Here is a 22764-nt window from a genome sequence, read left to right on the forward strand (position 1 = left end):
GGTTCAGTCCTGTGCAACGTAGGTGCGATGGAACCAACCACTGGGTGCCGATCCCTCGACGACAATGGCGCGTTCCCGAATGAGCCAGCTGGTGTCGGCCTGCTTGCGGAAGGTATCCCGCCACACGCCCCAGTGGTCGGGGGCCGCTTCATCGGTGATGGCGAAGAAGAAGGTGTCCACCTGTGCTTCGGTGGGGCCGGTGAAGCAGATGTCGACAGTGGTGATGTGGTGGCGAATGTAGGCGGCCTCGCCGTCGCGGACGACTTTGCCGAGTTCCGACGGTGGGATGGGTGTTCCGTCGGGCAGGACCAGCACGGCGTCGGTGGTGAACAGTGCCAGCATGTCGGCGAAGTCCATCTTGTCGCGGGCGGTATGTGCGTAGCGGTGGACTACTGCGTGGATGAGCGCCCGGTCATCGGTGCGTGCGCGGGTAAAGCTGCGTTCGGTCATCGGGGTTGTCCGTTCAAGAGATTTGTGCTGAGTGAGTGTGTGTTTCGAACGTTGAGCCACTGTTCGAGCCGGCTCAGTACGTCGGCCGGGTCGGGCGGCAGTTCGGTCGTCCAGGCGAGGTAGGTGTCAGGGCGGACAAGCAGGCACATGGCCTTGTCCAACGCTTCCGGGAGCTTCGCGGGGTGTGCTTGCACCAGACGGACCGCGGGGGAGTCGAGGTCACCAAGTGTCCCGGTGCCGCTGAGGTCGAGCAGCACGAATTGTCCGTCGCGCAGCAGCTCGTAGAGGCGGACGGTGGATCCATCGCTGCGAAGCAGTTCGAAGTCGGGCACGGGGTGCCCGACCATGGGGTGGCCGGGCCGCACCGACGGATAGGGAGTTTCGAGGCCGTTCAGCTCGAGCTGCAAGAGGGAGTTGACCGCCGGCATCGGGAGCAATTTCTCTTGCAGGGCGGTCGATAGTGTGAGGCCCTCGGGGCTGAAGTCGAACTGGATCGCTACCTGCGCGTCGACGCTGCGCAGTAGGTCGAGGCTGATCGGTCGGCGCTCTGTCTCGTAGGTGTCCAGCAGCGCTTCATCGGCGTGGCCTTGCAGGACGGCGCCGAGTTTCCAGCCCAGATTGAACGCGTCCTGTAGGCAATAGTTCATGCCCATTCCGCTGGCGGGGTAGTGAATTCGGGCGGATTCGCCGACCAGGAATACTCGGTCGCTGCGGAATCGGGTCGCGATCCGCTGTGCGTCGGTGTAGCGGGACGACGCCCGCAATACGGGGATGCTCACGGTTTCGCCGAGGATCTGGCTCACGCATTCGGTCAGGCCGGCGAGGGTGACGGGGGCGGACTTGGGTTCGGTGCGGTCGTCACGGTGGACCATCACGAACCGCGTGAGTCCGGGACCGAAGGGAAACGTGGTGAGCCAGCCGTATTCGTTGTGCCCGACACGAAGTCCGCCCGGCCAGGGAAAAGCCATTTCGGCATCGGCGATGACGCCGGTGAACGTGGCATCGCGGCCCTCGAAGGCGATGTTCGTCAGTTTGCGGACCGCGCTGTGCCCACCGTCTGCGCCGACGACATACCGTGCACTGGACTGGCATGGGTGCCCGTCGGAGTCGAGGGAGGTGACCAGCACCCTGTCTGCGTCGTCGTACTGCAGGTCGACGACTTCCTGGTGGAACCGGATGTCGACACCCTTGTCGGTCGCCCAGTCGTGCAGGATCAGTTCGGTCTCGTGTTGCGGGAGGAACAGCGTGAACTGGAACCGTGAGTCGCGGGTCGTCCAGTCGATGGGGTGCATGCCGCCCCAGATGTGCCAGCTTTGAAAGGGGTGCGGATTGATCTCGCAGGTCCGGCTGATGAATCGGTCTGCGATGCCGCGGGCGTCGAAGAGTTCCAGCGGTCGCGGCAACAGTGTGCCCGCCCGCGACACCGGGTCGCTGCTGCGCTTTTCGAGGACGAGAACCTGCGCGCCGGTGGCCGCGATCTCCGCGGCGACGGTCAGCCCGGAGGGCCCGCCGCCGACTACGATCACGTCGACGTCATTGTCGGTCATGGTGTCTCCTTAGAGACGAGTCGTGCACCCGGACAGCAGTGCTCGACGTCGTTGGATATGTTTCGTTGGATGGGCATCGGGTCGATGAGGCCGACCCGGCGGGTGGGCTCAAGCGTCGTAGAGTCGGTCCGCGAACCAGTCGGCGACGATGACATGCTTTTCGTGCGAGTGGTTGTAGAGGCAGTGATCGCCGTCGGCCCACTCGTCGAACCGTTTGTCGACACTCGCGGCGCCGTCGTATAGCGCGCGTGCGCTCTCGATCAGGAACACTTGGTCCGGGGTGCCGTGCAGCACAAGCAATGGGCAGGTGAGGTTTTCGAGCAGAGCCGGTGTCAGCCGGAACTCCTCCATTGCCTCGCGGGCATTCACGGGATCGTCGATCCCGGTGACCGCGGTGATCTTGGTGATGAAGCGGCGGTAGCGATCCAGGATTTCGGCAGGTCGCACGGTGCCACCGTTGACACAGCACGCCGCGACGCGGTCGTCGGTGGCTGCTGCCAGCGCAGCCAGGTAACCGCCCATGCTGTTGCCCCAGATGCCTACTGTCCCGGCGAGGCGCCGGTCGTCGAGCAGATGGTCGATCACCAGCGAATATGCCTGTGCGACATCAGAATCCATATACAAGCCCTGGACCAGGCGGGTCTCGCCTTGGCCCGGGCCGTCCACGAGGAACACCGCGACGTTGCGTTCGAGCAGGTATTGCGCGCCGACGTGGTACTCCTCGCGCCAGCCGTCGAATCCACCTGTGACGATGACGACCGGCGGAGCGGGGACATCCGGCGGTCGCAGCAACCAGCCACACACAGCGCCGTCGCGGTACGGAATCTCGACATGGTCGACCGCCGGCTCGCTGAGCGCACCCGCGCGTCCGAAGTGCTCGATCAGCAATCGATACATAGCCAGCTTGCGCGGGTCGTTGTCGGGCAGTGGAACTTGGCCTACCCGATAGCAGGCCGAGGAAAGCAGGTGCCACTGCCGTGCGCTCTTGGTATATCCCCGGGACAGAGCCACCGCGGCGCGCTGACCGTTGATCGCGCCGAGTTCCGCCGCGGCTTCCGCCCACGACTGCCCGGCGTCGACACGGGCGTACAGATCGACGACATCCGCGTAGTCCATGCCGTTGCCGGTGAGTCGTTGCAATGGCATGGCGCGTTTGTGCGCCTCGGCCTCGGCGCGCCACGCAGGCTCGGTCATCGAGCGACCTGTGCCGGAACGACTGCGCCGAGGCTCGTCTCGATTTGATCGACGAGCGAGGCGATCGCCGCGAGTTCATCGGTGGCCGCGAAGATGTAGAAGTCGGGCCGGTACAGGATGGCGACCACTCGGTGTTCGGCAAAGTAGTCGGCGTAATAGCCGTCGATATCGACGACCTCGCCACCGGATCCAGGTGCCGACAGCGTCACTACCTTGCCGCCGAGATGTTCCAGCACAGCGGTGCGATGGGCGTCGATGTCGACGTCACTGCCCGGCGCCAGCAGCAGGACCCAACCCGAGCCGAGCACGTCATCGAATCGCCCGATGGTTTCCCCGATGGCGATGCGGCCTTGCGGGGCAAGGGTTCCCGCGATATCCGTACCGGCGTCGGTGCCGAGCAGTCCCGCCTCGATATGCGGGAAGGGCGGCGGCGGTGGTACATCGCCCCGACGGAAGGCTTCATCTCGTGCGGCCGCTGTGTCGGGATCGAACGTGCAGGAGACTCGCCCTGCCTCGATGGACATCCCGATCAACGTGGCCACGTGCGGTGCGCGCTCGGTGCGGTAGGAGTCCAGCACATTGGTGCCGCCGATGCCACGCAAGGCGAGATCGAGGCGCCACGCGAGTGCCTTGGCGTCGCGTACTCCGGAGCACATGCCCTGCCCCATGAACGGGGGCATGACGTGCGCCGCGTCGCCGACGAGGAAGATCCGGCCGTTGTGCCAGCGATCGGCGAGCTTGGACTGGAAGGTGTAGATCGCCTGTCGAACGAGATTCGCGTTCTTCTCGGTGACGCCATAGGGCGCCATCAATTCCCATGCCACTTCGGGGCTTTCCATCTGTGCGGCAGTCTCTCCCGGCAGCAGGGCGAATTCGAAGCGTCGGTGGTTCTTGCCCAGCTGGAACAGACAATGTGGGCGTGCGGGATCGCAGATCTGGCCGTTGTCGAAGCCGAAATCGAGCGGTTCGAGCGGCTCCAAATCGCATACCAGCCAGGTTTCGCGGAAACCGAAATCTTTTTGCCCCGAACCGATCTGGCCTCTGACGAAGCTGTTGGCGCCGTCCGCCCCGATCAGATATCGCCCTCGAACGATCCGGACATCGTCACCCAGGACCTTCTCGCCCTCGGCGCCGAGGCGCACCGAACGGAACTCCACCTCGACGTGGTCGGCGTGGCGTACCAGCGCGACGGCTTCCCATCCCTGATGGATGCTGACCTCGGGTAGTGCTCGTACGGCGTCATCGAGAGCGTCCTCGATCAGAGGCTGGTACATGATGTAGTCCGACGGCCACCCGGAGATGCCGTCACGGTCCCAGTCGAAGGTGATCAGTGTTTCGCCCGCGGCGTTGCGGAATACGTACTTAGTCGCGCGGAACATGTCCTCTTCCAAGCGTTCGGCGATGCCGAGCGATTGGAAGATCCGCATGATTTCGTGGTCGATGTGCCCTGCCCTGGCCCGCCCGTACAGCGTGGGCCAGCGCTCGAACACTGCCACCGAGTACCCGGCCTTGCCGAGCAACCCGGCCATGGTCTGGCCGACCGGGCCGTAACCGACCTGTACGAAGTCGTAAATTTCTTGCTGGGACATCATCGTCTCCTGGATGGATGAATCGGGATCAGCCGACGTGGTGTGCGCCGGTCATCAGCGCGGCCAGGTCTTCGGGATGCAGAAACGACGGCGGCGGTGGCGGTCCCCAGTTGAACAAGCCTTTAGCGCCTTCGAAGGCTTGCGGCGTCCACAGTTGGTCATCGACGATGCAGTCCATGTCGGAGTAGTACTCGGAGAAATTGCCCGCCGGATCTTTCAAGTACCAGAAGAAGTTCGATCCCGCGTGGTGGCGACCGAGCCCCCATACGTGCCGTTCGGGGTTGCCTTCCAACATGGCGGTCGCGCCGCGCCCGACGTCGTCGATGTCGTCGACTTGCCAGGAGGTGTGGTGGAGGAAGTTGACCGGTGCCTTCAATACGAGCACGTTGTGGTGATCAGTCGAGCACCGCAGAAACGCCCCGTGGCCCTTGATCTCGTCGGAGAGCTTGAATCCCAGTCCGTCGGTGAAGAATCGGCGGGTGGCGTCGAAGTCGATCGTGCCGATCACGACATGGCCGAGTTTGCGCGGACGTACCGGATCTTCCCGCAAGACACCAGGGGCGCGGAGGTTACTACGTTCGATCCGGCCGGGTCCGTTGTAGGCGGTGGCGGGTTGCACCGACTGCGCCAGCCGGTCGTCGACTCGAATAACCGCCCGGAAGCCGGCGACCGGTTCCAGCGCGGTGACGGACCCACTCGTCAGGTCCACCGGCAGTCCGAGCCCCCGCAACCGGATGGCTGCCGCGGCGATATCGTCGGAATCGTCGGCACCGATCACGATCTCGACCAGGCGGCGGCTGGGGGCGGTGACCAGCCGCAACTGGTCACCGGCGTCTCGGGTCGTCAGCCAGCCGTCGTCGGCGGGGGCGAGGCCGAATTCGGTGTAATAGTCCCGAGTGGTCGTCGGGTCCGGAACCCCGATGGTGACCGAGGACAGTCGATGCAGCGCCATTGCCTGCTCCTTCGAAACGTTGTGCGGTCAGTGACCGGCGACCAGGAGGTGCCGCATCTCGCCGACGCCACGGACATAGCTGGTCAATTCGTCGTTCGGTGCGAGAAACCGTTCGGGAGTGCGCCCGAGACCGACGCCGGCGGGAGTGCCGGTAAAGATGACATCGCCCGGCAGCAACGGCGTGATCGCCGACAGGCGTGCGATCAGTTCCGGCACCGGGAAGACCATGTCGGAGGTCTTGCCCTTCTGCATCTGTTCGCCGTTGATCAGGCAGCCCAGTTCGAGGTCGTCGGGGTTGTCGAATTCGTCCGGGGTGACCAGCAGTGGGCCGATCGGGCCGAACCCGGGATGCGATTTGCCCATGCTGAACTGCGGGGCAGGGCCCACGCGCTGGCGGTCACGCTCGGAAAGATCCTGTCCTACCGACACGCCCGCTACGTAACGCCAGGCGTTGTCGGCCGGAACACGGTGTGCTTCGCGGCCGATCACGACCACGAGCTCGACTTCCCAGTCGACCTTCCCCTCGGGGAGCTCGATGGTGCCGTACGGGCCGGCGAGTGAGGTCACGAACTTGGTGAAGACCGGTGGTTCCTCGGGCACAGCGAAAGATGACTCGGCTGCGTGATCGGCATAGTTCAGTCCGATCGCGAAGACCTGACGCGGCTGTGGCGCCGGATTGCCGAACGCCGACGAGGGGATATCGGCGAGTGGTCGACCCGAGTCGGTGACGGTGGAGCAGAAGGTGACCAGTTCGTCCCACCGGCCATAGGCTTCCTGCATCGTCGAGCTGAACCGGTCCGAGCTCGCCTGCGCGATATCCACGACGGTGTCGGATGCCGTGACCAGTGATAGTCGGTCGGAGATGTTGGCGAATCGCACGATGCGTGCTCCCTGGTTCAGGCGGAGGGGCTATGCCATCCCCGCGCTTTGTTGTGCCTTGAGTCACTTTCGAAAGTAGCAACCTTGTTTCGATAGTTCAAGTGGCTTTCGTAAAACTGGCACGTGTTGCCGCAAGGTTGCGGGTAACCCTGGGCCTCCAGGTTCGCTCGGCGCCGGGGATGTGGAGAGGTTACTTTCGAAACTATCGATCGAGTTTCGATACCTTAATGGTGTTTCGTATGGTGCTACCGTGGTCGCATGGTGAAGAGCAGCGGAACGACTCGCACAGACGGCGTCTACCAGGCGCTGCGGGCCGACATTCTCGGTGGGCGGCTGATTCCTGGGGCGCGGCTGAAGTTTCCGGAGCTGTCGGAGCGCTACAAGGCGAGCGTGGGTGCCACGCGCGAGGCACTGACAAAACTGGCGGCCGAGGGATTGGTAACGACGAAGGCCCATCAGGGTTACCTCGTACGGCCGCTGTCGCATCAGGATCTGGCCGATCTGACCACTGCTCGCGTCGAGATCGAATCCCTGGTGCTGAAGCTGTCGGTGCTCGACGGCGACATGCACTGGGAGGCGGATGCCCTTGCCGCACACCACCTTCTGGAACGAGCGCAGTTCCGAGACCCTGCTGACCCGAATCATCCGACCGATGAGTGGTCGACAGCGCACGTCGCATTCCACAATGCCCTCTTGGCTGGCTGTGGCAACCGCCGGTTGCTCGACACCGCGCAAGCGCTGCGTCAAGAGGCCGAACTTTACCTGCAATGGTCGGTGTCCTTCGGCAACGAACCGGACCGCGACCTGGCGGGCGAGCACCGCGCGCTGCTGGACGCCGCCTTGTCCCGCAAGGCCGACCTCGCGCAGGAACTTTTGCGCGATCACATCGCACACACCGCCCAACTGCTGATCAGGTGTGCACTGGATGAACCGAATTCGGCGGTGGTCGAGCCACGGTAGGAAGTCCCACACCAAGGGGCAAGACGGTGGCCGGTGGGGGCCGGCCGTTCACGAGATCGGTTCGGCGTCCAAGAGTGCGAACAGCACTCGGCAGGCTCGGTCCGAGCGATTCACCCATCCGTGATTGGTTCCCCGCTGTATCAAGACGTCGCCAGCGTGCATCAATGTCGAGTCGTCGTCCATGACGGCGTAGATCTCGCCCTCGATGATGTAGGCGTAGTCCAGCGACGCGGTGCGGTGAATGTCGGGTGCGGATTCAGTTTCCGCCGGTGGGAAGTTGACAATTCGCAAGACGGTGCCTCTGTCGGGTGGTTCGAGCGGGACAGCTGCGATGACAGGGTCTGCGTACTCGCTGGTGTTGTCGGGAGCGCCACGGTGCAACCACAGGTTGGTCGTCTCGACGCCGCGGGTCAGTTGCGGCCGGGCTTTGCCGTCGGCAACGAAGACTGCTCTGCCGACCTTGTCGTGACCGGTGACGATTCGCCGAATGTCAGACATGAGTTGTTGCCTCCTATTTCGTTCGCTGCCACAGGATGTAGCTCGCCAGCGGCTCGCCGCCGAAGTTCATCGGTGGAGTGTCGAGTTTGAGCGTGTCTGCTTCGAACACGCACGTGCGTCGCAGGTCCCGGCCGACGAAGTTGGGAAACGTGGAGAACTGCACGTGGTGGATTACGGTGCCGGTCGTTTCGTCGACGTCGAACGTCGCGCAGTAGTTGATGATCGACTCGTAGGCCCTGCGCTTCTCGGTCGCAGTGCCACCGTCGAGCGAGTCGTCGATGAACGGCGGACGGTCCACGGCGGACAGGGTCGTGCTCATCAGCCCGCCGTCTGTGTAGAACAGCAGGCCTCCGCAGGCATCGACTGGACCCAGTGGCGGGTGCCTCCACGAAGTCGATCATCTTCCAGCTCCCCACGAGCTGCTGGCGGACTGTGGTCATTCGATCTCCTCGGTCGGTCATGTCGGTTGGTGCACTTCGGCGGCACCAAACATTCGAGCAGAAGCTTCTCATGCGAAAAGCTATTGATATGTCGAATCTCGCATGATACTTTCGAAAGTGATTCGGGACACATCAACGACCCTCTCCTGGACCCGCGGCGACTGTGCACCACGACCGCTCTCGGAAGGTGATGCTCAGCCGCGGCGCAAGTCGTCGCGATGCTGAAGGCGCGCGCTCTGCTCAGTCGAAGCGCTGACGCTGTCCGGACCCGAATCCTCTGCTCTGTTCTGGGAAGGACACCTCTGCGATGACGCAGCCCACCGACCGCCTGGCGGCTTCAACTCCCCGCTGGGCGTTGCCCATCGGCGTGTTGATCCTTTTCATAGATGGCTACGACCTATTCGTCCTCGGGGCGGTCGGTCCATCGCTGCTCGACTACTCCGACTGGGACGTCAGTTCGTCCACGCTCGGGCTGCTCGGCAGTGTGACCGCGCTCGGCATGCCGCTAGGAGCGTTCGTCGCCGCTGTCCTCGGCGTCGTCGCCATCAGCCTTGTACCCGTTCGCCATCGCGCGCAGCAGCAACCACAACGGACGACAGGCGAACTTGCCGTGGAAAAGCGTTGAACCACAATGCATTTGGAGACCGTCATGAATTCGATGAGACCGAAGACGTACACCACTGACGTCGTGATCGCCGGCGCCGGACCGGTCGGCCTGACATTGGCCCATGAACTGGGGCAGCGTGGTATCGCCTGCGTTGTCATCGAGCCCCGCATCGTGGAGGGGGCCGCGTCGCCGAGGTGTAAACAGATCAACCCCGTGTCGATGGCTACCTATCGTCGGCTCGGCGTCGCGGACGCCATTCGTGCCAACGCGCGCCTGCCCTTCGGCTGGTCGGATTCCGCGGTCTTCTGCACCAGCCTCACCGGACACACCATCGAACGCTTCGACGGCGTCTTCGCGCTCTCGGATATCCAGCGCGACGCTCTTGCCGAACCTGCTCAATGGTGTGCACAGAACCGGCTCGAAGAAGCACTCCGAGACAGCCTGGGCGTCCGCCAGTCGGTGACGACCTGGTGGGGATACGCACTCGACGAGCTACGTCAGGATGATTCCGGAGTCGACGCCGTCGCTGTCGGCCCAGGTGGGGAGCGTCGGCAGATCCGCGCCAAGTACCTCGTCGGTGCGGACGGCAGCCGTAGCCGCGTGCGCCACGAGATCGGTGCTCAGCTCTCCGGCCGCGGCCACGAGGTGCAAAACGTCCAAGTCATCTTCGACGCCCCGGAACTCTCGCAAAGGCACCCGCAAGGCCGCGCCGTGCAGTACTGGGTGGTCAATTCCGAAACCAACGCACTCATGGGGACGTTGGACACCGAAGACACCTGGTGGGCCATCATCGTCGATGCGCCACCCGATCTCACCGAGGAATCTGCCCGCCGCGCCGTTCACGCCATGATCGGCGAAGAATTCCCGATCAGCATCCGCAGCCTGGACCCCTGGCAAGCTCGGATGCTCGTCGCCGATACGTATCGAAGCAGTCGCTGCTTCTTGGCCGGCGACGCCGCACACCAGAACCCGCCCTGGGGTGGATTCGGTGCGAACACCGGCATCGGAGATGCCGTCGACCTCGGTTGGAAGTTGACCGCTGCCATCGAGGGCTGGGCAGGTCCACATCTGCTCGATTCCTATGAGATCGAACGCCGACCTATGGCAGTGCGTGCGATCGCCGAGGCCGAACGCAACATGCAGGTACTCACCGGCGAGCTGGTCCGGCCCGGGCTCGACGGTGACAGCGACGATGGCATACAAGCCCGGCTGAAGACTGCGGAGTTGATCCGGCAAACCAAAACTGCCGAAATGTACACCCTCGGTTTCGTACTCGGAGCGACTTACCAAAGACTCGCCGATGATCGACTCACCGAACACGATCGTGGACGAGGGCCCGACGTCCAACTATCGACCATCCGGAACACCAGGATCCCGGCTGCCGCATCTGTGGCTGGATCGCAGTCGGTCGCTATACGACGTCCTCGGACCGGGGTACACCCTGCTCGAGATCGCCGCGCCTGCCGTACCGGAATGGGACGCCGCCGCGCAACAGCGGCGGCTCCCGTTCACCCGATATCGGCTACACCGACCTGACCTGCACGGCTACTTCGGTGCTCGATTCGTTCTGGTTCGCCCCGATCTTCATATCGCGTGGCGCGGCGACACAACCCCGAACGCAGGGTCGGTACTGGACCGGGCTCGGGGTTTCTGACTCGACGGCTCTCGAAACGTTCCACTCGGAGTGCAAGCAGCTCGGTCGACCTGGACCGATTGTCATCGCACCAACCAAATACTTCGTCCGATGCGCGCGCTGGCTTGGGGCGACGTTCAGGCGCGGCCGAAAGACCGTGCAACACCATTTCAGAGAAAGTAGTCATGATGAGGAAAGTTTTGGCAGCGTCGGCGTTGCTCGCCACCGCCATCTGCGTGAGCGCGGGCACTGCTTCGGCGGTGCCGGGTAACCAGTCGACCGTGAATTACACGCTGAGCGCGACTGATCGGTCCACCCTGATCAGTACCGACGCGGGTTCAATCACTGCTGATGACGGGGTTCTTGCGATCAAGGCAGCGAATGGGGCGGTGCTCGGTGGAACCGAGTTGTCGTTCAGGGTCGATGATTTCGTCTTTCCCATTGCCGCGGAGGTCAAGGACCGGACCGCGACTTTGACTCCGCAGTTCGACGTGGCGCACGCTGTTTACAAGCCGGTCGCGTTGCCGTATGAGAACCAGGCGCCGTGGAAGTCCGAGTACGAGCGTGAGCAAGCGGCGTGGTCTCGGTTGACGAGCACTATCGCGTTGGGTGCCTCGGTCGGGACCACGGTCGGTGGTCTTGGTGGTGCGGCGATCGGTTGTGTTCTCGGTGGTATCGCCGGTGCGACTGTTGCTTCGGCCACGATTATCGGTTTGTTCGGTGCGTTCATTCCGGCTGCTGCGGTTGGTTGTATCGGTGGGATTGTGGCGATCGGTGCGCTCGGCACGGTGTTGGGGCAGCTCTTCGTGACTGCTCCGGTCGCGATCATGGCTGCGGTGCAGTACTTTACGACGATCAACGCCCCAGCCCCGGTCCCCACGAAGTGAGAAACAGCCCTGCGGCATGGCTAGGTTAGCCGTGCCGCAGGGCTGTTCAATCGCAGTCGGACGCTTCATCGGGTCGACTGGTCGTTCCTGTCGACCGCTGCGGGACCACCACGCGATGGTCGCCAAGTTCGGTCGGTCGCAGCTACGTCACGGCCGGGAGATGCCGCATGCCTCGAAGGCTGCCTTGGCCGACGCGATCTGCTCGTCCGAGGGCTTGCCTTCTGGTCGGTTCTCGCGAGTGAAACCGGCGTCGCTGAGGCACTGCTTCTGCTCGGCGGTGAGCTGGGGCCGCTCGGGCATGGGGATCCCGCACGCGGCCAGCGCCGCCTGGATCGCATCGATCTGTTGCTGAGAGGGCTTGCCTTCCGGCCGGTTCTCCCGGCTGAGACCGTGGCCGGCCAGGCACTGCTTCTGCTCATCGGTGAGCTGCGCATGGTGGCCTTTCCCTTCGCCCGGCGCGGCCGATGCGGATCCGGCACCCAGACCGGCAGACAGAGCCATCCCCATCATGGCGATGGCCACGAACGAATTGCGGACGATACGCATACCGACGATTCCTTTCCTCGACTCAGTCGCCGCGACCGCGGCGACTGCCTGAGTCTCGACGGCGCGGCTGGCGGGCTCTCGAGGAGTTCCTTGCGGTTTCCTGGGCACCGGTTCACAGGAGATCGCCAGGAAACCTCGAGCCACCTCACACCGTCGACGGGCATCCTGTCGCTATGCCCGCGACACCGACGCCACTGCCCGCAGGCGAGTCATTGTCGACGCCACCGCGGGTCCTCGTGGTCGACGACGAAGAGAACATCGCCTATCTGGTCGGCACCGGTTTGCGCATGGCCGGGTGCACGGTGGAGATCGCGTCGACCGGCCGGGAAGCGCTGGCGCTGGCGGACAGCTATCGTCCGGACGCGATCGTGCTCGACATCATGCTGCCCGACGACGACGGCTACGTGGTCCTGACCAAACTGCGCGGTCGCGGATGCGACGCACCGGTGCTGTTCCTGACCGCGCGATCCGATACCGCCGAACGAGTCCGCGGATTGACCAGCGGCGGTGACGATTACATCGTCAAACCGTTCGTCCTGGAAGAAGTTGTCGCCCGCGTCCAGGTCGCGCTGCGCAGGAGGGGCGCGATCACCGAACTACCCGCGCAATGGCGGGTGGCAGATCTGGTGCTCGACGACGAAGCACACCGCGTGTGGCGGGGTGACGAGGAAATACATCTGACGGTCACCGAATTCACCCTGCTGCGATGTCTCATCACCAACGTCGGCCGAGTGGTCACCCGAGCACGGATTCTGGATCATGTGTGGCAGTACAACTTCGACGGCGAGTCCGCTGTCATCGAAACATTCATCAGCAGCCTGCGTAAGAAGATCGACCGCGGCGGCCCGAAGCTCATCCACACTGTGCGCGGGGTGGGTTACTGCATCCGGGACGTCTGATGTCGCTGGCGAGGCGGCTGATCCTGGCGCTCATCGCATTGACCCTGACCATGCTGGCCGCCGGTGGCGCGGTTGTCGTGATCCAGCGCCACTACCTCGTGCAGCAACTCGACACCCGACTGTCGCAATTGGCAGAGAATCCGGTGGTGCCGCTATTGCTGAGCCAGCGGTCGAGACAGGTCAGCAGATTCCCGGCCGCGTTCGGCGACATCTACCTCGGGATTCGCAATGCCGACGGCACACTCACCACCATTCAGGCGCCCACTGACGACCCGAGCGTGGAGCCGAATCTGCAAGGCGTGCAGTCACTTCCCGTGCCGTCAGGTCGCCCGACTACGGCGGGAGTCGCGTCGGAGATGCGGGTGATGACAATCGAATCCTTCGGTGCCACCGCGGTCATCGGGATCTCGGCCCAGAACGCACGCGATGCGACGTCGCGGTTGATCCTCGCCTTGGCGGCGGCCGGTGTCATCATCGGACTGGTTGTCGGTTCGGTCGTCTGGTGGGTGCACCGTCTCGGCTTGGCGCCCATCGCCCGGATGACCGAGGCCGCCGATGCGATCGCCGCCGGAGCCACCGATCGTCGTGTCGAGGCGTACCGGCCGGGGACCGAGGCTGCCCGGTTGAGTCAGGCGTTGAACACCATGATCGACACCATTCAGGCCACCGAGGACCGGATGCGGCGATTCGTCGCCGACGCATCCCACGAACTCCGCACACCACTGACAACCCTGCGCGGATACTCGGCCCTGTACTCGTCCGACGGGCCTGTCGATACGGACGGGGTTCAAGACGCGATGCGCCGAATCAACGACGAGGCCCGTCGAATGGGGGGCATCGTGGAAGCATTGCTGGACCTGAACGATCTGGACGAGCACGGCATTGCAGATCGTGAGCTGGTCGACATCGTGCCCCTGGTCGCTGCCGTCGTCGACGATCTGCATGTCATCCAGCCCGAGCGTTGCATTCGTGTCGAAATGCCGTCATCCCTCTGCGCCGCAGCGGTTTCGGATCGGGTGATCCAAGCGGTGCTGTCGCTGGCTACGAACGCGCTGCGGCACACCCCCAGTGATGCCACGATCACCATCCGCGTCATCGTAATCGACAATTCGGTAAGGATCTCGGTCGATGACACCGGGCCGGGTATCGCGCCCGAGCACCTTCCGCACCTGTTCGACAGGTTCTATCGAGCCGACAGCGGCCGCGCGCGCAGTCGGGGCGGCAATGGTCTGGGTTTGGCGATCGTCGCCGCGATCATGCACGCGCACAACGGAACTTTTGGAGTCGACGCCCAGCTGGGTCGCGGTAGCAGCTTCTGGATCGAATTCCCCCGAGGTATCCCGGAATGCGGCGATGTCGGTCAGCGTGGTCGTTCAACGCGCACCAGGCCCGACGCGATCGCTACCAGTTGAGTACGGTGGCGGACAGCCCAGTTTTCGTCATCGCCCGCTGGACCTGAGTGCGTGCAGTCAGCGGGGCTCACCCACCTCTGTTCGGCTCGGGTCGATTCTTCACCTACTCGGCGTCCGCGTCGAAGGTCTGTTGCACGATGCGCATGGCTGAAAGTGCCGCGGGGGCACCGCAATACCCGGCGGTGTGGATGATCGCTTCGACGATCTCTTCGCGCGTGAGGCCGTTGGCGAGTGCGCCACGTACATGGCCGGCGAGCTCCTCGTGCGCTCGCAGCGCAGTCAGCATCCCGAGATTGAGCAGACTGCGGCTGCGGCGGTCCAGTCCGGGGCGAGTCCACACCGCGCCCCAGACGTGTTCGGTGACGAACCGCTGCAGTTCGGCCGACTCGGTTCCCTCGGTACGGGCCAGCGCCTGGTCGACGAACGAATCGCCCATCACCTCCCGGCGAACCGACATGCCTGTCTCCGACAGCGCGGATTCGCGTTGGGAGCTATCGGGAAACGGCACTGCTACCTCCTGGTTGGATAGGGCGAGTCCTCAGCCGAGGACTGTGCCGATGGTCAGTGGCGATCCGGTGGCGCGGCGCACTTGCTCGACGCTCACCCCGGGCGCGGTCTCGCGCAGACTCACCTGGCCTTCGCCGATATCGAGGACAGCGAGGTCGGTGATCACCCGCTGCACAACGGCTTGGCCGGTGAGGGGCAGGGTGCAGGTCTCGACGATCTTGGGGGAGCCGTCGCGGGTGGTGTGCTCCATCAGCACGATCACCCGGCGGGCGCCGTGTACGAGGTCCATCGCGCCGCCCATGCCTTTGACCATCGCGCCGGGCACCATCCAGTTCGCCAGATCACCGTGACGGGAGACCTGCATCCCACCCAGCACCGCGGTGTCGATGTGCCCGCCCCTGATCATGCCGAACGAGAGCGCCGAGTCGAAGAACGAGGCACCGGGTTCGACCGTCACGGTCTCCTTGCCCGCGTTGATCAGATCGGCGTCGACGTCGTCCTCCGCCGGGTAGGGGCCAGTACCGAGGATGCCGTTCTCGCTGTGCAGCACCACCGCTACTCCGTCGGGTAGGTGGTTCGGGATCAGAGTGGGCAGGCCGATGCCGAGGTTGACGTACTCCCCGGGTGAGAGCTCCTGTGCCGCGCGAGCGGCCATTTCTGTGCGCGTCCAGCTCATCGGGTGGCCTCCTGTCGAACGGTCCGCTTTTCGATGCGTTTGGCCTGGGTGCCGGTGTGCACGATCCGCTGCACGAACACCCCCGGCAGATGAACGTGTGCTGGGTCGAGTTCACCGGCCGGGACGAGCCGCTCGACCTGGGCGATGGTGATCCGACCGGCCATCGCGACCAGTGGGTTGAAGTTCATGGCCGACTTTTCGAAAACCAGGTTTCCCTCGGTGTCGCCGACCGCGGCGTGAACGAGGGCGAAATCGGCGACGATAGATTCTTCGAGGACGTAGCGGCGGTGTCCGAACTCCCGGACTTCCTTCGGTGGTGAGGCCAGCGCCACCGACCCGTCCGGTGCGTAACGCCACGGTAGGCCGCCGTCGCTGATCGGGGTCCCGACACCGGCTGGGGTGTAGAAAGCGGGTATGCCCGCTCCGCCGGCCCGAAGGCGTTCGGCGAGTGTTCCCTGCGGGATCAGTTCCACCTCGAGCTCGCCGCCGAGGTATTGGCGCCCGAACTCCTTGTTCTCACCCACATACGAGGCGGTCACCCGTGCGATCCGTCCGGCCGACAACAAGATTCCCAGGCCGTAGTCGTCGACGCCGCAGTTGTTGGAGAACACTGCGAAGTCGGTAGCCCCGCCTTCGGTGATCGCCGCGATCAGCGCGTCCGGGACACCACACAACCCGAACCCGCCGACTGCCAATGTCGCCCCTGAGCCGATATCGGATACGGCGGCGACTGCCGTATCCACCACTTTCGAGTTCATCCGGGACCCACCTTTCGTCTGACCGTCCATTCTTTGGACGTCTGGTTCCGTCGTCCTCACAGAACACTCCTGCACCTCATACTGACAAGATGGATATCCATCGGAGGTGAAATTGCTCGGCGAATGGACAGGTTGAGGGCATGTCGTCCATTGAGTGGACGTAGGATGCGGGCGTGAGTGGAGAACTGAATCCATCTGTGCTCGGGCGCGCGGCGTCGCTGCTGCGTGCGATTGCGGCCAGCGGTGATGTGGGAGTATCGACCAGTGATCTGGCACGGCGGGCCGACCTCGCGAGGCCTACCGCGCATCGGTTGCTCTCTTCGCTGGCCGAGGAAGGTTTTCTCGACCGCGACGTGGGCTCGGGTCTGTGGTTTCTCGGACCGGAACTGTTTCTCATGGGCTCGCTCGCGGCGGAGCGTTACGACATCACCGACGTGGCTCGTCCTGTGCTGCGTGAGCTAGCCCGCGAGACCGGGGAAAGTGCGTTCCTGTCCGCCCGGCGCGGCGACGAGACAGTGTGCCTGGCGGGCGAGGAAGGCAGCTTTCCGCTGCGCTCGCACGTGCTGCACGTCGGCATTCGGTTCCCGCTCGGTGTCGCCTCGGCAGGCCTGGCGATTCTCGCCCATCTACCCGACCGCGACATCGAGGACTACCTCGGACGCACGGACCTGAGTGCGCAATGGGGTGCGAGTCATGCTCGTGACGAGCTCGTTGCGCGTATGGACGCGATCCGAGAAACCGGCTGGTGCGTGAACCCGGGCCTGCTTGTCGAGGGAAGCTGGGGGATGGCAGCGGCGGTGTTCGACCGCCGCGACGAACCCCGGTGGGCGTTGAGCCTGACCGGGGTCGAGAGTCGGTTCCGCGCCGAGCGTCACGACGTGCTGGGTACGCTGTTGCTCCGCCACGCCCACGCACTCTCCGTTGCGCTGAGCCGTCGCAGGTCCGGATCATCTACTCGATGAATCTGCTGATTGCGCCGCGTCCCGAACCGACACCACTGGGATAGGCACATCAGCTTCCTCTGAAGGAGTCATGTGTGGCTGAGGTTGGGGGAGCGAGCTTGGAAGCGCCCCAGAGAAACTCCACACTTTTGACCGGAATCAACGCGAATTCATGCGAATCGTTGAGAAGAACAGTTTCGTGAAAAGCCCTGGTGTTGAGCACTATTGGGTCCTGACGGGTAGCTTCTGGACAACTGGAACGCGCGCCAGGTGGTCGCAGGTTCAAATCCTGTCAGCCCGACAGAAGAAACCCCTCTGACCTCGGTCAGAGGGGGTTTCTTGTTCCCGGAGATTGACGTGGTTTGGCCGAACTCCACAGTAAGTCAACAGTTTCGATTCTGATCAGTCGTCCAGTGTGTCGCCGCCGCTCTCTCTCGGCCACGGTCAAGATGCTGTGTGAACAGGGGCGGCCGTGCACATCGTGCGGAGGGGCCGGCTGGTGCCGGCTGCTGGCATGCATCCCGGCGTCCGTGCGCTTCGCGAAGTCGTCTCGCGACACGGTGGCTGCAATCGGTTCTGAGTGTGGCTCCCGCATCCGTGGGCTTTCGGTGCACAGCTGGATGGCGCCTGCGCCGTGTGGGAGCAAGAGACTGGCCTCGCCTCCGTAAGTAATTACCGCCACGACGATGGTGCGGCGGGGACGACACGATCGTGATCGGTGCCTGGCTCGGCGGCATGACCAACGCCGCCTCTGTAGGCAGCCGACGGCGGCGCGTGGTGGTACGTGATCGGGGACAAGACGTCGGTAGTTCTCGGTCGGATGCGGGCGAGGCCGGCCACGGTCAATTGCGCTGTTCTCCACGTTGGGTGGGCCGCCGGAATTCGGTGTCGGTGCGATGTAACGCGGCATTGCAGGCGTTGCAGGTGTATCGGGGCTCGAGTAGATGCCCACCGGTGTTGTGGACGATGGTCAGGCCGGACCGTCCGTCTTCGGCCAGGTGCCGCGCCGCCCACGCGTTCAGTGCGGCGAACACGGGAAAGAAGTCGAGGCTCTTGGGTGTGGTGCGGTACTCCTGCCGCCGCGCGCCGTCGACGATCGGTGTGCGAACCAGCATTCCGTTGTCGACGAAATACGCCAGGCGGTCGGTCAGGGTGACCGGTGAGATCGGGCCGAGCCGGCCCTGGAAGTCGCCGAAGCGGCGATTGCCCTCGAGCGCGGCGGCCAGCAGCAACGTCGACCACCGATCGGCGAGCACGCTGCTGGAGTCCATTCCCGTCGCGTCACTCTTCGCCGTGCGCCGGGACCGGCGGTCGGCGACATCGACCAGAAGCGGCGCGTCCACCTCGGTCCGCACGTCGCGGGCGGTCACGCCGATCGCCTGACACCCGCCGCACCCGAACACCGGGGCGATGACGTACCCGCAGGCGCGGTGATGCAGCTGAGTGACCGGCCTGTCGGGTGCCCACGGGGCCCAGTGGCGGTCCCAATTCCACAGGGCGACGAAGACGAGCCACAGGTCGTCGCCGAGCTCGGTGAGGCGGTAGTCGTTGCGCGGCGGTGCGGTCGAGTACGGGTGCGTGTCGAGGATTCCGTCGTCGATCAGCCGGCCCAGGCGCTGCGACAGAACGGCGTCCGAGATCCCCAGCTCGTCACGCAGGTGCGCGAAACGCTCGGCGCCGTCGAAGACGGCCCGCACGATCTGCAGATTCCATCGGTCGCCCGCGATGAGAAGGGCGTGCCCCAACGCGGACGATGCCGGAGGAGCCGGTGTCGCCACGGTTCGGGGCGGGACTGTGGGCATGTCGTCCATCATCGCAAACCGGGCGGGGCCGGGCGCCACGGCGATGCCGCCCGCGACACAGTTCCAGTGACTCTTTATTCAGTAGTTACTTCAGGTGCTTGCACTCCGCTCGAACGCCAAGCCGCCGAACAAGGTGACTGAACACGCTGCTTCCGGTGGCCATCACATCGCGCGCCTGCGCCCGACAGTGACTCTTTATCTTGTAGTAAACACTTCACGTGATTAGCCTGAGGAGGGGTCAACAAGGAGGAACAGATGACGAATCCCGTGTACGTACTCGGCGGCGCCCAGACCGACTTCGCCAGGAATTGGACGAAGGAGGGGCTCGGACTGGTCGACATGTTCGCCGAGGCCGTGCCCGCCGCCCTGGCCGACGCGCGAGTCGACGACCACGAGGTCGGCGTCGTCCACGTGAGCAACCTGGCCGGCGAACTCTTCGCCGGCCAGGCCCAGCTCGGCGGCATGGCCGTCGCGGCGGTGCCGGGGCTCGACGGGCTGCCGAGCACGCGGCACGAAGCGGCGTGCGCCTCGGGTAGCACCGCCGTCCTCGCCGCGTGCGCGGACATCGAGTCGGGCCGATACGACGTCGCGCTGGTCGTCGGGGTCGAACTGATGCGCAACGTCTCCGCGCAGACGGCCGCCGAATACCTGGGGACCGCGGCGTGGGCGGGCCGGGAGGCCCTGGCGGCGAAGTATCCGTGGCCCGCGCTCTTCGCCGAGATCGCGGTGGAGTACGAGCGGCGCTACGGTCTCGATCACGCGCATCTCGGCCGTTTCGCCGAGATCGCGTTCGGCAACGGTTCCCGCAATGGGCTCGCGCAGACCCGGAACTGGGACTTCCCCGCGGGATCCTTCGACGAGAACGACGAGGTGAACCCCCTTGTCGAGGGGATGCTCCGCAAGACCGACTGCGGCCGCATCACCGACGGCGCCGCCGCGGTCGTGCTGGCCGGGCCGAAGTTCGCGCGGGCGTGGGCACAGCGGACCGGAGCGGACCTGGGCCAAGAGGCGACAATCGCCGGATTCGGCCACCGCACCGCGACTCTGCTGCTCGCGGACAAGCTCGCTCAGAGCGCCGACCAGGACTATCTCTTCCCGCACCTGCGAGGAGCCGTCGAGGACGCCTACCGGCGCGCGGGGATCTCGGGGGTCGCGGATCTGGATGTCGCCGAGATCCACGACTGCTTCACCATCAACGGGCTGGTCACTCTCGAGCACATCGGGCTGGCCGATCCCGGCAAGGGCGGCGAGGCGGTGATGGACGGCTCGATCGAACTCGGGGGGCGGCTGCCGGTGAACCCCAGCGGTGGGCTGATGTCGCACGGTCACCCGGTGGGTGCCACCGGCGTCCGCATGGTGCTGGATGCGGCTCGTCAGGTCACCGGCCGGGCGGGGGATCACCAGGTCGACAACGCCCGGCACGCCCTCACCGTCAACATCGGCGGATCCTTCACGACCGCGGTCTCCACGGTCGTCACCAGGGGCGCCCGGACCTCCGCCTAGCCGAAACGACGAAAGTCTCCTGGGCGGAAGCTGTTTCGCCCAGGAGACCCTCGGATCGCCCTCGGCCCGCCGACGCGGACCGAGGGCTTCGACCACTACCCGCGGGCCTCGGCCAGCTGATCGGCGCGCACCCAGGTGGCATGGAAGCCGGAGGGGACCCGGCGTGGCAACAGCACCCGCGCGATCGGTCCCGCCGCGACGTCCTCGGCGTCGAAGATATTGATCTCGCCCCGGTCCTCGGCCTCGTCGTTGACGAAACAGACCAGATAGCCGTCGGTCTCGCCCGTCGATCCGTCGCGCGGCGCGAACGGCGCTTCCGAACCCCAACGCCCGGAACCGAATTTGTGCTCTTCCTTGGCGCCCGTCTGCGAATCGAAGCGCACGAGTCCGTCGAACAACAGGGTCGGTTCGTTGCCGAGGCTCATGCTGTAGGAGTACCGATGCGAGCGGCCCATCACCCGCGAATCCACACTGGGGAACTCGATATTGGCGTTGTCGAGCTCGGCCTCGATGGTGGCGCCGGTGCGCAGGTTGAAGCGGTATCGGTAGAGCTGCGCGTCGAGTCGCATGTACGCGAGCATGTTCGACAGCGGCGACGCGAAGGTCGTCTGGTGCTGCGGGTTCTTCACCCGGCACACATCCATGATGATCTCCTCGCCCACTTCCCACGCGTTGACGACGTGGTAGATGTAGCAGGGCTTCACCTCGAACCAGCGCACCTCGCTGCCCTGTCCGTGCCGGGGAATGACGGCGAATCGAGCGGGCAGCTCCTGGTCGTAGAAGATCCGGTACTTGCCCGCCCGGCGCGCGTCGTGGTCCTGCACCAGCGGCAGGTCCATGAGGATCGAGTAGTTGTCGGTGATCCCGATATCGTGCGGCAGTCGCGGACCCGGCAGGTCGATCTGGGTCAGGTGCGTCTGGCGGCCATCGGCGCCGATGATGCCGTAGCGCAGGAAGTCCTGATCGGGGCCGTAGTCGAACCAGATCAGCTCGCCGGTGGCCTCGTCGACCTTCGGGTGCGCCATCATGTCACCCGCGAGGGTGCCCAGGAAGTCCTGCGCGCCCAGGGTTTCCAGCGACAACGGGTCGACGGCGTAGGGCGTTCCGCAGAGGTACCAGGTCGCCAGGACCTGGCCACGGTGATAGATGACGTCGGTGTTGGCGGAATCCTTGATCCCGAGACCGTGTCCGTTGCCCCACGGATTGTCCCGGGGGTTCTCCATGAGACCGGTCCACAGGGCGCGGCCCGCCTCGGACTCCTCGTGGAAGGCTTTGGTCCGGACATACCGATTGCGGTACCTCACCTTCCCGTTCTCGAAGTGCGCCGCGTGAATCATGCCGTCGCCGTCGAACATGTGATAACGGCCCGGCGCCTCGAACTGCCGGTTCGGGCCGTTGCGGAGATACACGCCGTTGAGGTCGGCGGGGATCTCCCCGATGACGGTGAGATCGTCGAGGGTGAGTTCGTCGTGGACGGGCGCGAACACGCCGAGGGTGTACGGATTGTCGGTGGTGTCGACCGGGCGAGCGACGGCGATGGGGTCGCCGTTCGCGCGGGGTTGGGTGGATGTCATGCCTGCTCCGTTTCGGTGTTGTCGTGGCGCTGTGGCGCGGTGGGGTAGAGCACCAGTTGGGTGCAGCGGAAGAGCGCGATCGCCTGTCCGGAGTCGTCGCGGACGGTGGCGTCCCACACCTGAGTGCGGCGCCCGCCGTGGACGAGCGTCGCGTCGACGGTGACCGTCCCCGACCGTGCGGTGCCGAGGTAGTTGGTCTTGAGTTCGAGAGTCGTGAAGCCGGACGCTCCGGCGGGAAGCGCCAGCCGCGCGCCGACACCGCACACCGTGTCGGCCAAGGCGACGACGGTGGCCGCGTGCAGATATCCGTTCGGCGCCAGCAGCGCCTCGCGAACGGGCAGTTCGCCGGTGACCGCCGCGGCCGTGGCCGCGCGCACGCGCATGCCGACCAGGCCGGGAAACCGCCCGTCCAGCATCGCGTTCAGCTCGTCGACGAGGGGCCGGGCCGACCCGGTCGGCGTCTCGCGTGGGCTGCCCACCGGTGCCCGGTCCTCGACCGAGGATCCCATG

At 64.9% G+C, this 22764-nt stretch carries 23 protein-coding genes and 1 pseudogene; 9 read left to right on the plus strand and 15 right to left on the minus strand.

What is annotated here, in order from left to right; genetic code table 11:
• Positions 1 to 3: 3 nt before the first annotated feature.
• From ACFOW8_RS23010 to ACFOW8_RS23035, 6 genes are all read right to left on the minus strand, one after another.
• Positions 4 to 450, minus strand: a complete 447-nt coding sequence (locus ACFOW8_RS23010) for a nuclear transport factor 2 family protein (RefSeq protein WP_378553512.1) — start codon at positions 448 to 450, stop codon at positions 4 to 6.
• Complete coding sequence (locus ACFOW8_RS23015; protein ID WP_378553513.1) at positions 447 to 1997, minus strand: FAD-dependent monooxygenase; 1551 nt, start codon at positions 1995 to 1997, stop codon at positions 447 to 449. Before ACFOW8_RS23015 ends, ACFOW8_RS23010 begins: the two co-directional genes overlap by 4 nt.
• A gap of 108 nt (positions 1998 to 2105) precedes the next feature.
• Complete coding sequence (locus ACFOW8_RS23020) at positions 2106 to 3191, minus strand: alpha/beta hydrolase family protein (RefSeq protein ID WP_378553514.1); 1086 nt, start codon at positions 3189 to 3191, stop codon at positions 2106 to 2108.
• The gene (mhpA, locus tag ACFOW8_RS23025; protein WP_378553515.1) at positions 3188 to 4780 is read right to left on the minus strand and encodes a bifunctional 3-(3-hydroxy-phenyl)propionate/3-hydroxycinnamic acid hydroxylase MhpA; all 1593 of its coding nucleotides are present in this window, start codon (positions 4778 to 4780) and stop codon (positions 3188 to 3190) included. The genes ACFOW8_RS23020 and mhpA overlap by 4 nt, the downstream gene beginning before the upstream one ends.
• A 28-nt stretch (positions 4781 to 4808) precedes the next feature.
• Positions 4809 to 5732, minus strand: coding sequence for a VOC family protein (locus ACFOW8_RS23030; RefSeq protein ID WP_378553517.1), 924 nt, complete (start codon positions 5730 to 5732; stop codon positions 4809 to 4811).
• Between the two features lie 27 nt (positions 5733 to 5759).
• Positions 5760 to 6611: a fumarylacetoacetate hydrolase family protein gene (locus ACFOW8_RS23035; protein WP_225280744.1), complete on the minus strand. Its 852-nt coding sequence runs from the start codon at positions 6609 to 6611 to the stop codon at positions 5760 to 5762.
• A gap of 258 nt (positions 6612 to 6869) precedes the next feature.
• On the opposite strand from ACFOW8_RS23035, the gene ACFOW8_RS23040 reads away from it, so the two are divergent.
• Positions 6870 to 7571, plus strand: coding sequence for a GntR family transcriptional regulator (locus ACFOW8_RS23040; protein ID WP_378553518.1), 702 nt, complete (start codon positions 6870 to 6872; stop codon positions 7569 to 7571).
• A gap of 48 nt (positions 7572 to 7619) precedes the next feature.
• Here ACFOW8_RS23040 and ACFOW8_RS23045 read toward each other — a convergent pair whose 3' ends face one another.
• Positions 7620 to 8069, minus strand: coding sequence for a cupin domain-containing protein (locus tag ACFOW8_RS23045; RefSeq protein ID WP_378553519.1), 450 nt, complete (start codon positions 8067 to 8069; stop codon positions 7620 to 7622).
• A gap of 13 nt (positions 8070 to 8082) precedes the next feature.
• Entirely contained in the window at positions 8083 to 8442 is a 360-nt protein-coding gene (locus ACFOW8_RS23050; RefSeq protein WP_378554644.1) for a lipocalin-like domain-containing protein, read from the minus strand.
• Between the two features lie 374 nt (positions 8443 to 8816).
• On the opposite strand from ACFOW8_RS23050, the gene ACFOW8_RS23055 reads away from it, so the two are divergent.
• The 4 genes and pseudogenes from ACFOW8_RS23055 to ACFOW8_RS23070 all read left to right on the plus strand — a co-directional run bounded on the left by ACFOW8_RS23055 (position 8817) and on the right by ACFOW8_RS23070 (position 11636).
• A complete protein-coding gene (locus ACFOW8_RS23055; protein WP_378553521.1) occupies positions 8817 to 9134 on the plus strand; it encodes a hypothetical protein in 318 nt (105 codons plus the stop codon).
• Positions 9135 to 9167: 33 nt separating this feature from the next.
• A pseudogene (locus tag ACFOW8_RS23060) lies at positions 9168 to 10226 on the plus strand (FAD-dependent monooxygenase); the annotation flags it as partial.
• Positions 10227 to 10416: 190 nt separating this feature from the next.
• Positions 10417 to 10770, plus strand: a complete 354-nt coding sequence (locus ACFOW8_RS23065; protein ID WP_378553522.1) for an aromatic-ring hydroxylase C-terminal domain-containing protein — start codon at positions 10417 to 10419, stop codon at positions 10768 to 10770.
• A gap of 167 nt (positions 10771 to 10937) precedes the next feature.
• Positions 10938 to 11636: a hypothetical protein gene (locus tag ACFOW8_RS23070; RefSeq protein WP_378553523.1), complete on the plus strand. Its 699-nt coding sequence runs from the start codon at positions 10938 to 10940 to the stop codon at positions 11634 to 11636.
• Between the two features lie 147 nt (positions 11637 to 11783).
• Here ACFOW8_RS23070 and ACFOW8_RS23075 read toward each other — a convergent pair whose 3' ends face one another.
• Positions 11784 to 12182, minus strand: a complete 399-nt coding sequence (locus tag ACFOW8_RS23075) for a hypothetical protein (protein ID WP_378553524.1) — start codon at positions 12180 to 12182, stop codon at positions 11784 to 11786.
• Positions 12183 to 12355: 173 nt separating this feature from the next.
• Between ACFOW8_RS23075 and ACFOW8_RS23080 the strand changes: the two genes are divergently transcribed.
• Positions 12356 to 13081 carry a response regulator transcription factor gene (locus ACFOW8_RS23080; RefSeq protein WP_378553525.1) on the plus strand — a complete coding sequence of 242 codons (726 nt, stop codon included), beginning with the start codon at positions 12356 to 12358 and terminating at the stop codon, positions 13079 to 13081.
• Positions 13081 to 14493, plus strand: coding sequence for a sensor histidine kinase (locus ACFOW8_RS23085; RefSeq protein WP_378553526.1), 1413 nt, complete (start codon positions 13081 to 13083; stop codon positions 14491 to 14493). The genes ACFOW8_RS23080 and ACFOW8_RS23085 overlap by 1 nt, the downstream gene beginning before the upstream one ends.
• Positions 14494 to 14596: 103 nt before the next feature.
• Here ACFOW8_RS23085 and ACFOW8_RS23090 read toward each other — a convergent pair whose 3' ends face one another.
• The 3 genes from ACFOW8_RS23090 to ACFOW8_RS23100 form a co-directional block, all read right to left on the minus strand.
• Complete coding sequence (locus ACFOW8_RS23090) at positions 14597 to 14950, minus strand: carboxymuconolactone decarboxylase family protein (protein ID WP_378553527.1); 354 nt, start codon at positions 14948 to 14950, stop codon at positions 14597 to 14599.
• A gap of 81 nt (positions 14951 to 15031) precedes the next feature.
• A complete protein-coding gene (locus ACFOW8_RS23095) occupies positions 15032 to 15676 on the minus strand; it encodes a CoA transferase subunit B (protein ID WP_378553528.1) in 645 nt (214 codons plus the stop codon).
• The gene (locus ACFOW8_RS23100) at positions 15673 to 16434 is read right to left on the minus strand and encodes a CoA transferase subunit A (protein WP_378553529.1); all 762 of its coding nucleotides are present in this window, start codon (positions 16432 to 16434) and stop codon (positions 15673 to 15675) included. The genes ACFOW8_RS23095 and ACFOW8_RS23100 overlap by 4 nt, the downstream gene beginning before the upstream one ends.
• 173 nt (positions 16435 to 16607) lie before the next feature.
• On the opposite strand from ACFOW8_RS23100, the gene ACFOW8_RS23105 reads away from it, so the two are divergent.
• A complete protein-coding gene (locus ACFOW8_RS23105) occupies positions 16608 to 17396 on the plus strand; it encodes an IclR family transcriptional regulator (RefSeq protein WP_378553530.1) in 789 nt (262 codons plus the stop codon).
• 821 nt (positions 17397 to 18217) lie between these two features.
• On the opposite strand, the gene ACFOW8_RS23110 is transcribed toward ACFOW8_RS23105, so the two are convergent.
• Positions 18218 to 19177 carry a winged helix-turn-helix transcriptional regulator gene (locus ACFOW8_RS23110; RefSeq protein WP_378553531.1) on the minus strand — a complete coding sequence of 320 codons (960 nt, stop codon included), beginning with the start codon at positions 19175 to 19177 and terminating at the stop codon, positions 18218 to 18220.
• Positions 19178 to 19432: 255 nt separating this feature from the next.
• Between ACFOW8_RS23110 and ACFOW8_RS23115 the strand changes: the two genes are divergently transcribed.
• Positions 19433 to 20680, plus strand: coding sequence for an acetyl-CoA acetyltransferase (locus tag ACFOW8_RS23115; protein WP_378553532.1), 1248 nt, complete (start codon positions 19433 to 19435; stop codon positions 20678 to 20680).
• 95 nt (positions 20681 to 20775) lie between these two features.
• Here ACFOW8_RS23115 and ACFOW8_RS23120 read toward each other — a convergent pair whose 3' ends face one another.
• Both ACFOW8_RS23120 and ACFOW8_RS23125 read right to left on the minus strand, forming a co-directional pair.
• Complete coding sequence (locus ACFOW8_RS23120; protein WP_378553533.1) at positions 20776 to 22254, minus strand: carotenoid oxygenase family protein; 1479 nt, start codon at positions 22252 to 22254, stop codon at positions 20776 to 20778.
• Entirely contained in the window at positions 22251 to 22763 is a 513-nt protein-coding gene (locus ACFOW8_RS23125) for a PaaI family thioesterase (RefSeq protein WP_378553534.1), read from the minus strand. Before ACFOW8_RS23125 ends, ACFOW8_RS23120 begins: the two co-directional genes overlap by 4 nt.
• Position 22764: the final 1 nt, after the last annotated feature.

Origin of the sequence: Nocardia rhizosphaerae, assembly GCF_042650365.1 — a bacterium.
GTDB classification, from domain to species: Bacteria; Actinomycetota; Actinomycetes; order Mycobacteriales; family Mycobacteriaceae; genus Nocardia; species Nocardia rhizosphaerae.

Coding starts and splice junctions, on each gene's coding strand:
- ACFOW8_RS23095 (WP_378553528.1), bottom strand. CDS start 15,676: ATGAGCTGGACGCGCACAGAAATGGCCGCTCGCGCGGCACAGGAGCTC.
- ACFOW8_RS23080 (WP_378553525.1), top strand. CDS start 12,356: ATGCCCGCGACACCGACGCCACTGCCCGCAGGCGAGTCATTGTCGACG.
- ACFOW8_RS23090 (WP_378553527.1), bottom strand. CDS start 14,950: ATGTCGGTTCGCCGGGAGGTGATGGGCGATTCGTTCGTCGACCAGGCG.
- mhpA (WP_378553515.1), bottom strand. CDS start 4,780: ATGTCCCAGCAAGAAATTTACGACTTCGTACAGGTCGGTTACGGCCCG.
- ACFOW8_RS23055 (WP_378553521.1), top strand. CDS start 8,817: ATGACGCAGCCCACCGACCGCCTGGCGGCTTCAACTCCCCGCTGGGCG.
- ACFOW8_RS23085 (WP_378553526.1), top strand. CDS start 13,081: ATGTCGCTGGCGAGGCGGCTGATCCTGGCGCTCATCGCATTGACCCTG.
- ACFOW8_RS23075 (WP_378553524.1), bottom strand. CDS start 12,182: ATGCGTATCGTCCGCAATTCGTTCGTGGCCATCGCCATGATGGGGATG.
- ACFOW8_RS23070 (WP_378553523.1), top strand. CDS start 10,938: ATGAGGAAAGTTTTGGCAGCGTCGGCGTTGCTCGCCACCGCCATCTGC.
- ACFOW8_RS23030 (WP_378553517.1), bottom strand. CDS start 5,732: ATGGCGCTGCATCGACTGTCCTCGGTCACCATCGGGGTTCCGGACCCG.
- ACFOW8_RS23040 (WP_378553518.1), top strand. CDS start 6,870: ATGGTGAAGAGCAGCGGAACGACTCGCACAGACGGCGTCTACCAGGCG.
- ACFOW8_RS23100 (WP_378553529.1), bottom strand. CDS start 16,434: ATGAACTCGAAAGTGGTGGATACGGCAGTCGCCGCCGTATCCGATATC.
- ACFOW8_RS23115 (WP_378553532.1), top strand. CDS start 19,433: ATGACGAATCCCGTGTACGTACTCGGCGGCGCCCAGACCGACTTCGCC.
- ACFOW8_RS23125 (WP_378553534.1), bottom strand. CDS start 22,763: ATGGGATCCTCGGTCGAGGACCGGGCACCGGTGGGCAGCCCACGCGAG.
- ACFOW8_RS23015 (WP_378553513.1), bottom strand. CDS start 1,997: ATGACCGACAATGACGTCGACGTGATCGTAGTCGGCGGCGGGCCCTCC.
- ACFOW8_RS23020 (WP_378553514.1), bottom strand. CDS start 3,191: ATGACCGAGCCTGCGTGGCGCGCCGAGGCCGAGGCGCACAAACGCGCC.
- ACFOW8_RS23120 (WP_378553533.1), bottom strand. CDS start 22,254: ATGACATCCACCCAACCCCGCGCGAACGGCGACCCCATCGCCGTCGCT.
- ACFOW8_RS23010 (WP_378553512.1), bottom strand. CDS start 450: ATGACCGAACGCAGCTTTACCCGCGCACGCACCGATGACCGGGCGCTC.
- ACFOW8_RS23110 (WP_378553531.1), bottom strand. CDS start 19,177: ATGCCCACAGTCCCGCCCCGAACCGTGGCGACACCGGCTCCTCCGGCA.
- ACFOW8_RS23065 (WP_378553522.1), top strand. CDS start 10,417: ATGATCGACTCACCGAACACGATCGTGGACGAGGGCCCGACGTCCAAC.
- ACFOW8_RS23045 (WP_378553519.1), bottom strand. CDS start 8,069: ATGTCTGACATTCGGCGAATCGTCACCGGTCACGACAAGGTCGGCAGA.